Origin of the sequence: Novosphingobium sp. (genome assembly GCF_027531025.1) — a bacterium.
Classification (GTDB): Bacteria; Pseudomonadota; Alphaproteobacteria; order Sphingomonadales; family Sphingomonadaceae; genus Novosphingobium.
The window spans coordinates 263,761-278,966 of the sequence record NZ_JAPZQX010000003.1 but is presented as its reverse complement, the minus strand read 5'-3'; the positions used below and the strand labels follow the sequence as shown (position 1 = coordinate 278,966).

The following is a 15,206-nucleotide window of genomic DNA, read 5'->3' as shown; positions in this document are numbered from 1 at the left end:
CTCGGCCGATCTGACCGAGGGCAAGGCTAGGCCCATGGCAAGCGGTTGAAAAGCCCTGTCGCTACGCTTCGCCGATCCGCAGGAACCGCTCTTCGCGCAGGGCCTTGAGCTTGGCCGGGCTGTGCTTGCCCAGCGCGTCCAGTTCCTCGCCGATGGCCTTGACCAGCGCGGCGATCGCCAGGTCGGGTGCACGATGCGCTCCGCCCACCGGCTCCTTCACGATCCGGTCGATCACGCCCAGCGCCAAGAGGTCCTGGGCAGTCACCTTCATCGCCTCGGCCGCATCGGCCGCTTTTTCCGAGGTACGCCAAAGGATCGAGGCGCAGCCTTCGGGCGAGATCACCGAATAGACCGCATGTTCGAACATCAGCACCCGCTCGGCACTGGCCAGCGCGACTGCTCCGCCCGAGCCGCCCTCACCCACGATCGCGGCCACCATTGGCACGTCCAGCGCCAGGCAGGCCTCGGTCGACCGGGCGATGGCTTCGGCCTGGCCGCGCTCTTCGGCCTCGATCCCGGGAAAGGCGCCGGAGGTATCGACCAGGGTGACCACCGGCAGCTTGAAGCGGCTGGCCAGCTCCATCAGGCGGATCGCCTTGCGATAGCCTTCGGGCTTGCCCATGCCGAAATTGTGCCTGATCCGGCTCTGCGTGTCGTGGCCCTTCTCATGCCCGATCAGCATTACGCGCGGGCCATCGCCATTGGTGCCCAGCCGGGCGAATCCGCCGATGATCGCCTGATCCTCGCCAAAGCAGCGGTCTCCGCCCAGCGGCACGAAATCGCTGAAGCCCTGGGCGACGAAATCGCGGAAGTGCGGGCGCATTGGATGGCGCGCCACCTGGGTCTTCTGCCAGGGGGTCAGCGCGGCATAAGTGCTGGCAAGCAGGTCGGCGCTCTTGGTTTCAAGCCGCCGCAGTTCGGACGAAATGTCCACATCGCCGCCACTGGCCGTTTCGCGCAGTTCGGCGATCCGGGCTTCCAGTGCCGCAACGGGCTTTTCGAACTCCAGGTACGAGATCATGCCCCGTGCGCTAGCCCGCCCGGCGACGTTGGGCAAGGGGATGACGCGCGTTGACCAGTTCGACCAGTCGCGCCGAATCGACATGGGTATAGATCTGCGTCGTCGCGATATCGGCGTGGCCGAGCAGCGTTTGCAGCACGCGCAGGTCCGCTCCCCCTTCCAGCAGGTGCGTGGCAAAGGCATGGCGCAGCACGTGCGGGCTGACCTTTTCGGGATCGATCCCGGCACGGCCGGCGAGGGCCCGCAACAACTGGAACAGCCGCACCCGCGTCAGGTGGCCGGACTGCCCGGTCGAGGGGAACAGCAATCGGCCCTTATCGCCCCGCACCGCCAGCCAGCGCGACAGCGCCTGCCGCGCCCGGGTGCTGACGGGCACCAGCCGCTGCTGCCCGCCCTTGCCGGTAATCGTCAGGAATGGCGCATCGCGCGGGACGGCGGCAAGCGGAAGTGAAACCAGTTCGGTCGCGCGCAGGCCCGAGCCATAGAGCAGTTCCAGCAGGGTCAGCAGCCGCACCGCCTCGGGCCGGTCAGCCGCCGCCTCCGCCTCGGCTGTGGCGAACAGCGCCTCGACCTCGGCGTGGGACAGGATCCGGGGCAGCGGCCGACGGCTGCGTGGGCGCGGCAGGGCGGGCGATGGATCGTCGGCCCGCCATTGCTCGTCGACCAGGAAGCCGAAGCACTGGCGCAGGGCGGAGCAACGCCGCGCCAGGCTGGACGGGGCCAGGCTGGCCCAATGCTGCGCCAGCCGTTCCACCCCGGCGCGGTCGGCCCCGGCCAGCGGACCGATCAGCGCCTCGGCAGCGGCAAGATCACGGGTATAGGCGGCCAGGGTATTGGCCGCAGCGCCGCGTTCGGCGGCCAGCATGGCCAGGAAGGCCTGCGCCCCGGCAGACAGGGGATCAGGCGCGGGCAACGGCCTCGGCGGCGATCATCCGCGCCTCGGCGGAAAGGCCGACGCGATTCAGCGCCGAAACGATGTGGTAGAGATGGACGCTGGTCATCTTGTCCCAGCCATCGCCCTGCATCCCCACGCCCGCCAGCAGCACCACCAGCACGGGGTTGTTGGCATCGGCCGCCTGCGTGATCAGCCGGGTCCAGCGAGTCTGGCGGTTGAGATCGATCGCCACCTTGTCCGAAAAATCAGCCACGGCGCCCGGTTCGACCCGGCCCAGCCCGGCAAGGCCCGCCAGCAGGAAGCGCGACTTGCGGTGATTGTCGCTCTCGTCATTGTCGTAGAACGAATCGAGCGCGCTGCCCGGCACCGGGGTGGGGCGCGCCGGGGCGGCCAGCACCAGCTGCGCCCAGGCGAGCGAACCCACATCGGCCATCTCGGCCCAGCGCAGCGCATTGCCATCCAGACCGGCGGCCAGCATCGAGGCGATCAGGTCGGCGCTCTGGTCGGCAAAGGCGCTGCCCGGCGGCATGCGCGCGGCGGCATAGGCGGTCAGCACCTGGCGTGAATAGCGGACCTGCGGGCTGTCCGCCGCGTCCCACAACTGGCTGATTGCAGCCATCCGGGCGTCAGGCGTCTCCCCGGTATAGGCCGTGCGCAGCAGGGCGGCGCGATCGGCCCATTCGCCGGTGATGTCTTCCTGGGCATAGATCTGGCCATAAAGGTCAACCATCGCCGCGCTGGACAGGATGCCCAGGCCAGCGGCCCGGTCCGCCCCGGCCGCGCGCGTTGTCAGCGGCAGCATCGGCGCAGTGGCAGAGGCCAGGGTATAGCGCAGCGGCGCATTGCGCAGCAGCTCCGCCGGGGGTTCCAGCCCGACGGCAATGGTAAAGGCATAGCGCCAGGGGTTGAGCTCGCTCACCCCATCCCATTCGATCGTCACCGCCCGGCGCGCAGAGCCTGCCGCACCGGCGTATTTCTGGGCCAGCAGCATGTCGATCTTGGGCCAGACCTTGCCGCCCTCCATCCGGTCGAGCGCGGCCATGGCCGCGGCACCGTCGCCCGAAAAGGCCTGGCAGACGGTGCGCAGCACCCGCCATTCGGCATCCTTGCGCGCCCCGCCCTGGACCGAGGCCACCGGGCAGATCCCGGTAATGTCGGCGGTAAAGGCATAGGCATCCAGCGCGGCGCGGGTCAAGGCATCGGTATAGTTTCCGGCATCGACATCCTGGACCACGGCGCGGGCCGCCTCGCCCTCGCCCATCCGCACCAGCAGGGCGGCGCGCAGGCCGGCAAAGTCGGCCGGGTTCATCCCCGCCGGAGCATCCAGCCGCGAGGCCAGCGCGCGGCGGAGCAGGATATGGCCCCAGCGCGAGACCAGCGGCCCCTTGTTGCCGTCCAGCGTTGCCTTGACCAGGGCCGCGTTCTGCCGCGCCAGCGATCCGGCGGGCAGGCCACCCTCGTAACTGGCCAGCACGCCCACCTGCCGCAGCGAGCGGCGCGCGGCGGCGGGCATGTCGGACCGGGGCTTCAGGCCCAGCAATTCGTCCAGCTGCTCGGGCGACATCGCCTCAAGCTCTTGCAGCGTTGGCAGTTTCACGCCCGCGGGCAGCGCAGGGACAGCCCCCGCCGCACCGGGCACGGCCTCGACTACCGGAACCGAAACTGATCCAGCGGGCGTGGCGGCATTGCTGCCCCTGGTCACCGTGGGGGTCGCGGGCGGACTGGCGGCGCGGGTGGCGCTGGGCCGGGGACGGTCAAAGCCGGGCGGCAGCAGCGATTCCGGCGCGTCCTGCGCCACGACCAGCGCGGACGACAGGGCCAAGACGGTGCCGCCCGCCAGCAGGATCAGGTTGCGTCTCATGGCCGCACCTCGGGCAGGGAAACGGGTTCGGCGATCAGCCGCAGCGGCTCCTTGCCGGCGTCCTGCCAGGCCAGGCCCAGCAGCCCGGCCAGCGCCACCAGCAGCGCCGTTCCACCGATCAGCCACCCCGTTCGCACCCTCACCGCCACACTCATTCCTTCACGTCCGATGCTTGCACACGCGGTTAGCCTATCTATAGGCAGGCCCGCAATGGACCATGACGCAACCGAGCTGTCAGCGGCACAGATCGCCGCGATCGCCAACCGGATCGACCGGCCGGTGGTGCTGGTTGGCATGATGGGCACGGGCAAATCGAGCATCGGCAAACGGCTGGCCGCGCTGCTCAACCTGCCTTTCGTCGATGCCGACGAGGCGATCGAGGAAGCCGCGCAGCTGACCATCGCGGAAATCTTCGAGCGCCACGGCGAGGCCCATTTCCGCGACGGCGAACGCCGGGTGATCGCGCGGCTGATGGATGGGGCCAATCCCGCTGAACGCCGCAAGATCATCGCGACTGGCGGCGGGGCCTTCGTCAATCCGGAAACCCGGGCGCTGATCCTCGACCAGGCGATCACCGTCTGGCTCGATGCCGATGTCGATACGCTGGTGGAGCGCACCGGCCGCAAGGATACCCGCCCCCTGCTGCGCCAGGGTGACCCGCGCGAGATCCTGACCCGCCTGCGTACCGAACGCGCGCCCGCCTATGCCGAGGCACCGATCCATGTCATGTCGGGGCGCGGGCCCGCCAGCCGCACCGTGACGCGGGTCCTGCAGGAGATCGACAAATGGCTGTGATCCCGGTCGACATCGCCGGCCGCCCTTACGAGGTCCACGTCGGTGCCGGCCTGCTGGCCGAACTGGTCCCGCTCTGCGCAGGGCGGCTGCGCAAGCGCAGCGTGCCGGTGGTGACCGATGCCAATGTCCACGCCCGCTGGGGCGCGGTGGTGGAAAATGCGCTCCACGCCCACGGGCATGAGGCAGCCTGGCGGATCCTGCCCCCCGGCGAGGCAACCAAGAGCTGGGAGCAGCTGGCAGCCACGGTCGACTGGCTGCTGGCCGAGGAAGTGGAACGCGGCGATCACGTGCTGGCGCTGGGCGGCGGGGTGATCGGTGATCTCACCGGCTTTGCCGCCTCGATCCTGAAGCGCGGCTGCAATTTCATCCAGATCCCCACCACGCTGCTGGCCCAGGTCGATTCGAGCGTCGGCGGCAAGACCGCGATCAATACCCCGGCGGGCAAGAACCTGGTTGGTGCCTTCCACCAGCCCTCGCTGGTCCTGGCCGACCTCGCCGTGCTCGACAGCCTGCCCCGGCGCGAGCTGCTCGCCGGCTACGCCGAAGTGGTGAAATACGGCCTGCTGGGCGATGCCGATTTCTTCCGCTGGTGCCAGGCCCATGGCGCGGCCATGCTGGCGGGCGATGCGCGCTCACGCGAATATGCCGTCAGCCACTCGGTCGCCGCCAAGGCCCGGATCGTCAAGGCAGACGAGCGCGAGACGCTGGGCCTGCGCGCCCTCCTCAACCTTGGCCATACCTTCGGCCATGCGCTCGAAGCCCAGACCGGCTTTTCCGACCGGCTGCTGCATGGCGAAGGCGTGGCCCTCGGCATGGTCCTCGCCGGCCGCTTCTCCGCCCGCCGCGGCCTGATCCCGGCCGCCAGCGCCGAAGCCATCGCCAGCCACTTCGCCGATCTGGGCATGGCGAGCGAGATTGCCACGCTCGGCCTCGACTGCGATGGCCAGGCCCTCGTCGCCCACATGCTCCACGACAAGAAGATGGACGCCGGCACCCTGCCCTTCATCCTGCTGAAGAGCATTGGCGAGGCCTTCCTGGCGAAGGATGTGGACCTGGGCGAGGTTGCGGCGTTTCTGGACGGGGAACTGGCGCGGTAATCGCTTGCGCCCGCGCGCAACCACGCTAACCCCTTACTTACGAAACCATCCGGGGGGGATGCGATGACTGTTTCCGAAGCCACGCCAGAGCTTGAACTGCCCGCGCATGACCGCGCCTTCCTGGGCCACCCCAAGGGCCTGGGTTACCTCGCCTTTGTCGAGGGGTGTGAGCGGTTTTCGTACTATTCCATGCAGACGCTACTGGTGCTCTACATGGTCAAGTATCTGCTGCTGCCGGAGAATATCACCGGCGTGATCGGGCTGCAGTGGCTGCAAGCCATCGCCTATGACGGCAAGGAAGGTCAGCCGCTCGCCTCGGCTATCTTCGGAGACTATTCAAGCCTGGTTTACCTGACGCCCATCGCGGGCGGTCTGATTGCCGACCGATGGCTGGGCCGGCGCGCGACCCTGCTGGCAGGCGCGGTGGTGATGGCGATCGGCCATTTCCTGATGGCCTTTGAGGGGCTGTTCCTGTTTGCCCTGCTGGCGCTGGTCGTCGGCGTCGGGCTGTTCAAGGGCAACATCGCCAGCCAGGTGGGAGAACTCTACGGCCCCAAGGACCTGCGCCGGGCGATGGCCTTTCAGATCTTCTACATCGCGATCAACGTCAGCGTGATCATCGCGCCGCTGATTTCGGGCACGCTGGGTGAGAAGGTGGGCTGGCATTACGGCTTTGGGACGGCCGGGGTGGTGATGGTCGCGGGCCTGCTGCTCTACATCAAGGCCGGGCCCTGGCTGCCCAAGGAGGACAGGGCGGCGGACGCCAGGGCTTCGGCGGACGGGATCGATGGCAAGCGCCTGCTGGGCTTTACCGCCGCTGCGCTGCTGGCGTTGTTCGCGCTGGGCAAGGTCGTGCCGGACTTCGCAGCCATCGGCATTTCGGGGGAAGTGGGCCTGGCCGTTGCGCTCGGCCTGCTGGCGGCAGTCGCCGCCGCCGACCGGCCCCGCGTCTTCGCGCTGCTCATGCTGATCCCGGTCCTGGCCCTGGCCATGCTGACCAATCAGCAGATCTTCAACGCCTACCTGGTCTGGGCCGACGAGCATTTCCAGCTGACCTTCTTCGGCACCACACTGCCCACCAGTTACATGATCACAATCGATGCGGCGCTCAGCTTCTCGATGCTGGCGGCGGTCGCGCTCTACTGGAAATGGCGCAGCGACAAGGGCGGCAGGGAGCCGGACGAGATCGGCAAGATGATCATCGGCAGCTTCTTCGTGATCGGCGGCGGGCTGTGTCTTTACCTCGCAGCCATTACACAGGGTACAGGCAAGATCGGGCTGTTCTGGCCGGTGATGTTCCACCTGCTGAACTCGATCGGCTTTGCCCACATCATGCCGGTCAGCCTGGCGCTGTTCACCAAGGTGGCGCCCAAGGCGATCGTCGCGACAGTGGTGGGGATCTATTACCTGACCTTCTTCACCGCCAACAAGACGGTGGGGATCATCGGCGGCTGGTATTCGACAATGGACACGCCAACGTTTTGGCTGGTCCATGTCGGCACGGCGGTGGCAGGGCTGATCGGCTTTATCGGCTTCAAGATGGTGATCGGCCAGCGGCTGAATGATGCCTAGCCGAACAGGGCGATCGACTGCATCCCGGCGGCCACCGCCTCGCCATCGGCGTTCCAGATACCCATGTCCTGGCTGGAGCAGCCGTGCTCGGCATAGTTGCCGGCGGCGCGCAGCAGCCACCAGCCATCGCGGCTGACTGGGGCCGGAGTCAGCAGGTTGACGATCCAGGTCATCGAGCTGATCGCCGTGCCCTTGCTCATCAGCGGCATGACGCCGGGCGGCAGGGCATCGGCGCAAAGCAGCAGCTCAACCATCGGATCGAGCCCGGCCTTGTCCTTGAGCCGGACCCACCAGACCAGTTCGGGCTGCTTGTCCTCGCTGCGCGGCATGGCAAAGCGCCGCTCGAAATTGCGGGTAAAGCCGGGGCCGAGGTGCTCGGGCAGGATCGCAGCCTCGTCCACCTGGATCAGCCCCTTGGGCGGCGGCGCATCGTGGAGGTGCAGACTGCTCTCCACCGGGCCCATGAAGACGAAGGTCGCGGTCAGGCCAACGCCGGCCTCACCAGTGACTTCGGCACTGACCCAGGTGGCATTGCGGCCGCGCCGCAGCACGCGGGTGGCAACTTCCACCTCGCCCGCCAGCGGGCCGACAAAGTTGATCGTGGCCGAACGCAGCGGAGGCAGATCGTCCGCCACCTTGCGCGCGGCCTCCAGTGCCAGCGCAGAGGACAGCCCGCCGTATGAGGTGCGCCCCTGCATCCACTCTTCGGGGATCGTGGCGACGAGACCGGTTGCGGTCGGGCGGGCAGCGGCTAGGATCGAAGGCAGGCTCATGGGCTTTCCTTTGACGTAAACGGAAACCCCGTCAAGGCAGGTGGCGAAATGCAATTCATCGACCTCTCGATCCCGATCACCAACCACGTCGTCTCCGACCCGCCGGTGATGCGGCCCCAGATCCACTACACCACGCACGAGACCAGCTGGGAACAGATCGCCATGTTCTTTCCCGGCCTCGAGAAGGACGATCTGCCCGATGGTGAAGGCTGGGCGGTGGAAACGCTGACCCTTTCCACTCACAACGGCACCCACATGGACGCGCCGTGGCATTACCATTCAACCACCGACAGCGGTGCGCGCAAGGCCCCCAGCATCGACGAAGCTCCGCTTGACCGGTTCTTCCGCCCCGGCGTGAAGCTGGATTTCAGCGCGCTTCCCCACGGCACCGTGATCAGCGCCGCACAGGTCGAGGCGGAGCTTGAGCGGATCGGCTACACCCTGCAGCCACTCGATATCGTGCTGGTCCAGTCCGGCGCGGTCTATGGGACGGAGAACTTCACCGATCAGGGCGTGGGCCTTGGCGCGGAAGCGACGCTCTACCTCACCGAACGCGGGGTGGAGGTAGTCGGCACCGATGCCTGGTCTTGGGATGCCCCGTTCAGCCACACCGCCCGCCGCTGGGCGGAAAAACGCGATCCAGCGATCATCTGGGAAGGCCACAAGGCTGGCCGCATCCGCCCCTATTGGCAGATCGAAAAGCTGACCAACCTGGCCGCCCTGCCCCCCTTCGGCTTCACGCTCAGCTGCTTTCCGGTAAAGATCGAAGGGGCCAGCGCCGGGTGGATCCGGGCGGTGGCGATGGTCGATCAGGGATGAGCGGCCACGACCACTTCCGGATCGAGCGCAGCGGCGCGGTTACCACCGTATCGCTCAACCGGCCGGAGCGGCGCAATGCCCTGACCCCGGAAATGCTGGTCGCGCTGCGCGAAATCGCCGAGGGCTTTCGCGGCGATGCCGAAACCCGCGCGGTCATCATCCGCAGCGATTGCCCCGATTTCAGCGTAGGTGCCGATATCGGGCGGATGGGCGGTGAAGTGCCAAGCGTGGCCGAACTGCGCCGCACGGCCGAGAACGGCGCCTTGCTGCTCCGCGCGATCCGCGAAATCCACCAGCCGACGCTCTGCCTGGTGCGCGGCGTGGCGACCGGCGGCGGGGCCTGCATCCCCACGGCCTGCGACTTCCGCTTCGGCACCCCCGATGCGCGGATCGGTTATGGCGAGGTGAAGCTGGGCATCAACCTGATGTGGCATGCGCTGCCGCTGGCAATCCAGACCGTCGGGCTTGCCCGGGCCAAGCGCATGGTGATGACCGGCGATCTGTTCGATGCCGAAACCATGCGCGACTGGGGTTTCCTGGACGAGGTCCTGGCACCCGACACGATCGAGGATCACGTCATGGCCATCGCCCGGCAATACGCCGCGCTCCCGCCCGTTGCGGTCCAGATGATCAAGCGCAGCGCCAACGCTTGGGCCGGCGCGCTGGACCAGGCGGTGATGCATGCCGACGCCGACCAGTGGCTGCTCGCCACCCGGACCGACGATTTCCGCGAAGGCGTGGCCGCCTTCCGCGAAAAGCGCGACCCGACCTATCGCGGCGATTGAAGCCTACTCCAGCTCCAGGATCACCGCGTCGACCGCCAGGCTATCGCCGGCCTTGGCATTGACCTTCTTCACCGTGGCGCTCTTTTCGGCGCGGAGGATGTTTTCCATCTTCATCGCCTCGACCACGGCGAGCGGCTGCCCGGCCTCGACCTTGTCGCCCTCGCCCACGTGCAGCGCGACCAGCAGGCCGGGCATCGGGCAGATCAGGAACTTCGACAGGTCTGGCGGGACCTTTTCGATCATGTGCCGGGTCAGCGGCGCGATCCGGGCGGGCAGGATCTGGACGTTGTGGATCGCCCCGCGCGTAGTCATCTTCAGACCCATCCGGCTGGGCTCGATCTTCACGCCATAGCTGACATCGCCGATCTCGGCCTCCACCAGCCGATCGCCCGGGGTGTATTCCATGGCAAGGTCGACCACTGCGCCGTTGACGGTGATTTCCTCGTCCAGGCTGACGGCAAAGTCCTCGCCGCCAATCCGCACCGCCCAGTCATAGGGCGGCTCGAGCGCGCCATCGAGCTGGCCGTCGATCTGGCGCGCGCGGTCGGCACGGGCCGTGGCGATGAACCCGGCAATGGCGCCGAGGTGCTTCAGCGTCTCGCCATCAGTTGCCGCGCCGGTGAAGCCCTCCGGATATTCCTCGGCGATGAAGCCCGTGGTCAGTTCGCCACTGCGGAAGCGCGGGTGCTGCATGATGGCCGAGACGAAATCGACGTTATGGCCCAGCCCCTCGATCTCGAACCGGTCAAGCGCGGCGATCTGAAGGTCGGCCGCTTCATCGCGGGTCTGGCCCCAGGTGATCAGCTTGGCGATCATCGGGTCATAGAACATCGAGACTTCGCCGCCTTCATAGACGCCGTCATCCACGCGCACGCCATTGAGGCCGCGCCGTCCATTGGCTTCGCCATCGTCCTCCCAGCCCGGCACCGGCGGCTGGTAACGCACCAGGCGGCCCGTCGAGGGCAGGAAGCCGCGATAGGGGTCTTCGGCATAGACGCGGTTCTCAATCGCCCAGCCATCGATCTTGATGTCGTCCTGGGTGAAGGCCAGCTTCTCGCCAGCGGCCACGCGGATCATCTGTTCGACGAGGTCGATCCCGGTGATGCATTCGGTAACCGGGTGCTCCACCTGCAGGCGGGTGTTCATCTCGAGGAAGTAGAAGCTCTCGCCGCTGGGGTCGGCGCCCGAGACGATCAGCTCGACCGTGCCTGCGCTGTAATAGCCCACGGCCCGCGCCAGGGCGACGCACTGCTCGCCCATCGCTTTCCGCATCTTCGGCGTGACGAAGGGCGAAGGCGCTTCCTCCACCACCTTCTGGTGGCGGCGCTGGATGGAGCATTCGCGCTCGTTGAGGTAAAGAATGTTGCCGTGCTGGTCGCCCAGGATCTGAATTTCGATGTGGCGCGGATTGAGGATGAACTTTTCGATGAACACGCGGTCATCGCCGAACGAGTTCAGGCCTTCGCGCTTCACCGCCTCGAAGCCCTCGCGCACGTCCTTTTCGTCATAGGCCAGGCGCATGCCCTTGCCGCCGCCGCCGGCGCTGGCTTTCATCATCACCGGATAGCCGATCTCGTTCGAGATCCGCACCGCGTGCTCGGTATCCTCGATCTCACCCACGAAACCGGGGACGACATTGACCCCCGCTTCCTTGGCGAGCTTCTTGGACTCGATCTTGTCCCCCATCGCCGCGATCGCGCCCACGGGCGGGCCGATGAAGGCAATGCCCTCGGCCTTGAGCTGCTCGGCAAAGCTGGTCCGCTCGGACAGGAAGCCATAACCTGGATGGACCGCCTCGGCCCCGGTCGCCTTGCAAGCGGCGATGATCTTGTCCGCTATCAGGTAGCTTTGCGCGGCCGGCGACGGGCCGATGTGCACGGCTTCGTCGGCCATCTGCACAAACGGCGCGCGGGCATCGGCATCGGAATAGACCGCGACGGTCTGGATACCCATGCGGCGGGCGGTCTTGATCACCCGGCAAGCGATTTCGCCACGGTTGGCGATGAGGATTTTCTTGAACATCGTCTTGTTTCCTATGCCTCGAGTGGCGGCATGTTGTGGCCGAGCAGGCGCAGCATATCCGCCGCGCATTCGACCACGTTCGAACCCGGCCCATAGATCCCCTGGACCCCGGCTTCGCGCAGGAAGTCATAGTCCTGCGGCGGAATCACGCCCCCGGCGATCACCTTGATATCGGGGCGCCCTGCATCGCGGAGCAGGCCGATCAGTTGCGGGATCAGCGTCTTGTGCCCGGCGGCGAGCGAGCTCGCGCCGACCGCATCGACATCCTTCTCCAGCGCCAGCGCGACCGTTTCTTCCGGCGTCTGGAACAGCGGGCCGGAGGTCACGTCAAAGCCCATGTCGGTGAAGGCGCTGGCGATCACGTTGGCGCCGCGGTCGTGCCCGTCCTGGCCCATCTTGGCGACGAGCAGCCGGGGCTTGCGGCCCAGGCGGCGGGTGACCGCCTCGACGCCTTCGATCACCTGGTTGTAACGCGCGTCCTCGGCATAGGCGGGGCCATAGACCCCGGTCACCGGCACCGGCTGGGTGCCATAGCGGCCGAACACGCTTTCCATCGCGTCCGAGATTTCGCCCAGCGTCGCGCGGTGGCGGGCGGCTTCGACGGCGAGCGCGAGGAGGTTGTCCCCGCCCTTCGCCCCGGCGGCCAGCGCGGCCAGCGCGGCCTGGCATTTCGCCTCGTCCCGCGCGGCCTTGACCGCCTTGATCCGGGCGATCTGGGCATCGCGCACGGCGTGGTTGTCCACCTCGAGCGTGTCGAGCTGGTCTTCCTGCGCCAGCTTGTACTTGTTGACGCCGACGATCACGTCCTCGCCCCGGTCGATCCGCGCCTGCTTGGCGGCGGCGGCCTGTTCGATCCGCTGCTTGGGCATGCCGGAGGCGACCGCCTTGGTCATGCCGCCGAGCCGGTCGACTTCCTCGATCATGGCCCAGGCCTGATCGACCAGTTCCGCCGTCAGCGCCTCGACATAGTAGGAGCCGCCCAGCGGATCGACCACCCTGGTGATCCCGCTTTCCTCGGCCAGCACGATCTGGGTGTTGCGGGCGATCCGGGCCGAGAAATCGGTCGGCAAGGCAATCGCCTCATCCAGCGCATTGGTGTGCAGGCTCTGCGTGCCGCCCAGCACGGCGGCCATCGCCTCGATCGTGGTGCGGATCACGTTGTTGTAGGGGTCCTGCTCTTGCAGCGAGACGCCCGAAGTCTGGCAGTGGGTGCGCAGCATCTTGCTGCGTTCGTCCTTGGAGCCAAGGCCATCCATCACCCGGTGCCACAGCGTGCGCGCGGCGCGCAGCTTGGCCACTTCCATGAAGAAGTTCATGCCGATGCCGAAGAAGAAGCTCAGGCGCCCGGCGAACTTGTCGATGTCCAGCCCGGCGGCCATCGCCCGCTGCACGTATTCCTTACCGTCGGCGATGGTGAAGGCCAGTTCCTGCACCGCCGTCGCTCCGGCCTCGTGCATGTGATATCCCGAGATCGAGATCGAGTTGAACTTGGGCATTTCCGCCGAGGTATAGGCGATGATGTCCGAGACGATCCGCATGCTCGGCTCGGGCGGATAGATATAGGTGTTGCGGACCATGAACTCCTTGAGGATGTCGTTCTGGATGGTCCCGTCGAGCAGGTTGCGGGCAACCCCCTGCTCTTCCCCGGCAACGATGAAGAAGGCCAGCACCGGGATCACCGCGCCGTTCATGGTCATCGAAACCGACATCTGATCGAGCGGGATCCCGTCAAACAGGATCTTCATGTCCTCGACCGTATCGATCGCCACGCCCGCCTTGCCGACATCGCCGACCACGCGCGGGTGATCAGAGTCATAGCCGCGGTGGGTGGCAAGGTCGAAGGCCACCGACAGGCCCTTTTGCCCCGCCGCCAGGTTGCGGCGATAGAAGGCGTTCGATTCCTCGGCGGTCGAGAATCCGGCGTACTGCCGGATCGTCCAGGGGCGCCCGGCATACATGGAGGCGCGCACGCCGCGCGTGAACGGGGCGAAGCCCGGCAGGCCGGGATCGGCGGTCACGTCCTCGCCGGTATAAAGCGGCTTGATCGGGAACCCTTCAGGGGTGTTCCAAGTGAGGTCCTTGCCCTTCACTTCCTTGGCCGCAGCGGCCTGCCAGTCGGTAACGGTCGGTTTGCTCATATTCACACCATTCAGGCCGCGGCGCTGGGCCGGGCGGATACGCGCGCGTGCCAGGCGCGCAGGGAAGCCAGGTCTTCGGGGATCGGAATGCCGACAAAGCCCGCGAAATCGACCGTGGTCAGCAGCAGGATATCGGCATTGGTAAAGTGATCGGCGGCCAGGAACTCGCATCCCGCCAGCGATTCATCGAAGAAGCGCATGGCTTCATCAACGCGCGGGCGGTTGGCTTCGCCCCATTCGGCATTGCGGCCGGGCAGCCGCGCGGTGAAGGGATGGGTGTGGACCCAGACCGCGCCGATCGGCGGCATCAGGATCATCTCGACCCGGCGGCTCCACATCTCGACCAGCGCCTGCTCCCTGGCATCGCGGCCGAACAGCGGCGGCTCGGGCTGCAGCCCTTCCAGATAGCGGCAGATCGCCACGCTTTCGGCGATCACCGTGCCATCATCGAGCTGAAGCGCCGGGGTCTGCCCGCGCGGGTTGAGCGCGCGAAACTCTTCCGACTTGTGCTCACCCGCCGGGATCGAGAGATCGCGCGTGGGCAGCGCGATCCCCTTCTCCGCCGCGAAGATGCGGACCCGGCGCGGGTTGGGCGCCGGGTTCGGGCTGTTGAAGAACAGCATCAGCGGCCCTTGAACTCGGCCTTGCGCTTTTGGAGGAAGGCCATGCCCCCTTCCATCGCGTCCTGGCTGGCCCCGGCAATGCGCTGGCCTTCGGCTTCGGCGAGCAGCACCTGGCTGAGGTTGCCATCCAGCGCGGTCATGATGTTGGCCTTCATGGTCGAATAGGCCAGGGTCGGCCCCTCGGACAGGCGGGTGGCCAGCGCCATCGCCTCATCCAGCAACACGGCATCGTCGACCGCCTTGTAGATCAGGCCCCATTCCTCGGCTTGGCTCGCGCTGATCTTCTCGCCCAGCATCATCATCCGCGTGGCGCGGGCGCGGCCAATGGCGCGGGCCAGCAGCCAGGTCGAGCCGCCATCGGGCACCAGGCCGATGTTGACGAAGGCCTGAAGGAAATAGGCGCTCTTGCCCGCCAGCACGAAATCGCCGGCGAGCGCGATCGAGCAGCCCACGCCTGCCGCCGCACCGTTCACCGCCGTAACGACCGGCACCGGCGCGCGCATGATCTGCGTTACCAGCGGGTTGTAATGGTTCTGCAGCGCGCGGTGGCTGCCGCCCTTCTGCTCCAGCGGGCTGCGATCGCCGCGCGCCGCGAGGTCCGCGCCCGAGCAGAAGCCCTTGCCCGCCCCGGTGATCACCACCGCGCGCGCATCGCCCAGGTCATAGAAGGCCGCGCCCAGCTCGTCTGCCAGGGGGATCGAGGCCGCATTGAGCCGCTCGGGCCGGTTGAGCGTGATCTTCAGCACGTTGCCCACGCGCTCGGTCAGGATCGTTTCGTAGTCTGCCATGTCTCTCTCCAACTTCC

The 15,206-nt window shown here is 67.2% G+C and carries 14 protein-coding genes; 5 read left to right on the top strand and 9 right to left on the bottom strand.

The features are described 5' to 3' along the window. Positions 1 to 61 precede the first annotated feature (61 nt). Genes O9281_RS04385 through O9281_RS04370 form a run of 4 tightly spaced genes read right to left on the bottom strand, consistent with a single transcriptional unit; the run spans position 62 to position 3,920 of the window. On the bottom strand, positions 62 to 1,021 hold the full coding sequence (locus O9281_RS04385; RefSeq protein ID WP_298183269.1) for an acetyl-CoA carboxylase carboxyltransferase subunit alpha: 960 nt from the start codon (positions 1,019 to 1,021) through the stop codon (positions 62 to 64). A 10-nt stretch (positions 1,022 to 1,031) separates the two neighbouring features. Continuing rightward, the gene (locus O9281_RS04380) at positions 1,032 to 1,934 is read right to left on the bottom strand and encodes a tyrosine recombinase (protein ID WP_298183267.1); all 903 of its coding nucleotides are present in this window, start codon (positions 1,932 to 1,934) and stop codon (positions 1,032 to 1,034) included. Then, positions 1,921 to 3,777: a hypothetical protein gene (locus tag O9281_RS04375; RefSeq protein ID WP_298183266.1), complete on the bottom strand. Its 1,857-nt coding sequence runs from the start codon at positions 3,775 to 3,777 to the stop codon at positions 1,921 to 1,923. The genes O9281_RS04380 and O9281_RS04375 overlap by 14 nt, the downstream gene beginning before the upstream one ends. Further along, positions 3,774 to 3,920, bottom strand: a complete 147-nt coding sequence (locus tag O9281_RS04370; RefSeq protein WP_298183263.1) for a hypothetical protein — start codon at positions 3,918 to 3,920, stop codon at positions 3,774 to 3,776. Before O9281_RS04370 ends, O9281_RS04375 begins: the two co-directional genes overlap by 4 nt. Before the next feature lie 67 nt (positions 3,921 to 3,987). On the opposite strand from O9281_RS04370, the gene O9281_RS04365 reads away from it, so the two are divergent. The 3 genes from O9281_RS04365 to O9281_RS04355 all read left to right on the top strand — a co-directional run bounded on the left by O9281_RS04365 (position 3,988) and on the right by O9281_RS04355 (position 7,241). Next, positions 3,988 to 4,572 carry a shikimate kinase gene (locus O9281_RS04365; protein WP_298183261.1) on the top strand — a complete coding sequence of 195 codons (585 nt, stop codon included), beginning with the start codon at positions 3,988 to 3,990 and terminating at the stop codon, positions 4,570 to 4,572. Beyond that, positions 4,563 to 5,669 (top strand): 3-dehydroquinate synthase, encoded by a 1,107-nt coding sequence (gene aroB, locus O9281_RS04360; RefSeq protein ID WP_298183258.1) that lies wholly within the window; start codon positions 4,563 to 4,565, stop codon positions 5,667 to 5,669. The genes O9281_RS04365 and aroB overlap by 10 nt, the downstream gene beginning before the upstream one ends. Before the next feature lie 63 nt (positions 5,670 to 5,732). Continuing rightward, on the top strand, positions 5,733 to 7,241 hold the full coding sequence (locus tag O9281_RS04355; RefSeq protein ID WP_298183255.1) for a peptide MFS transporter: 1,509 nt from the start codon (positions 5,733 to 5,735) through the stop codon (positions 7,239 to 7,241). Here the strand turns inward: O9281_RS04355 and O9281_RS04350 are convergent. Further along, positions 7,238 to 8,014, bottom strand: coding sequence for a thioesterase family protein (locus O9281_RS04350; protein WP_298183252.1), 777 nt, complete (start codon positions 8,012 to 8,014; stop codon positions 7,238 to 7,240). The two genes, O9281_RS04355 and O9281_RS04350, sit on opposite strands and share 4 nt — an antisense overlap. Positions 8,015 to 8,062: 48 nt before the next feature. On the opposite strand from O9281_RS04350, the gene O9281_RS04345 reads away from it, so the two are divergent. Both O9281_RS04345 and O9281_RS04340 read left to right on the top strand, forming a co-directional pair. Then, the gene (locus O9281_RS04345) at positions 8,063 to 8,833 is read left to right on the top strand and encodes a cyclase family protein (protein WP_298183251.1); all 771 of its coding nucleotides are present in this window, start codon (positions 8,063 to 8,065) and stop codon (positions 8,831 to 8,833) included. Next, the gene (locus tag O9281_RS04340) at positions 8,830 to 9,618 is read left to right on the top strand and encodes an enoyl-CoA hydratase/isomerase family protein (RefSeq protein ID WP_298183249.1); all 789 of its coding nucleotides are present in this window, start codon (positions 8,830 to 8,832) and stop codon (positions 9,616 to 9,618) included. Before O9281_RS04345 ends, O9281_RS04340 begins: the two co-directional genes overlap by 4 nt. Positions 9,619 to 9,621: 3 nt before the next feature. Here O9281_RS04340 and O9281_RS04335 read toward each other — a convergent pair whose 3' ends face one another. The 4 genes from O9281_RS04335 to O9281_RS04320 are packed head-to-tail and all read right to left on the bottom strand — an operon-like array spanning position 9,622 to position 15,189. Continuing rightward, positions 9,622 to 11,640, bottom strand: a complete 2,019-nt coding sequence (locus O9281_RS04335; protein WP_298183247.1) for an acetyl/propionyl/methylcrotonyl-CoA carboxylase subunit alpha — start codon at positions 11,638 to 11,640, stop codon at positions 9,622 to 9,624. 11 nt (positions 11,641 to 11,651) lie between these two features. Continuing rightward, positions 11,652 to 13,778, bottom strand: a complete 2,127-nt coding sequence (gene scpA, locus O9281_RS04330; protein WP_298183244.1) for a methylmalonyl-CoA mutase — start codon at positions 13,776 to 13,778, stop codon at positions 11,652 to 11,654. An 11-nt stretch (positions 13,779 to 13,789) separates the two neighbouring features. Continuing rightward, positions 13,790 to 14,401, bottom strand: coding sequence for a glutathione S-transferase family protein (locus tag O9281_RS04325; protein ID WP_298183242.1), 612 nt, complete (start codon positions 14,399 to 14,401; stop codon positions 13,790 to 13,792). After that, positions 14,401 to 15,189, bottom strand: coding sequence for an enoyl-CoA hydratase-related protein (locus O9281_RS04320; protein WP_298183238.1), 789 nt, complete (start codon positions 15,187 to 15,189; stop codon positions 14,401 to 14,403). Before O9281_RS04320 ends, O9281_RS04325 begins: the two co-directional genes overlap by 1 nt. Positions 15,190 to 15,206: the final 17 nt, after the last annotated feature.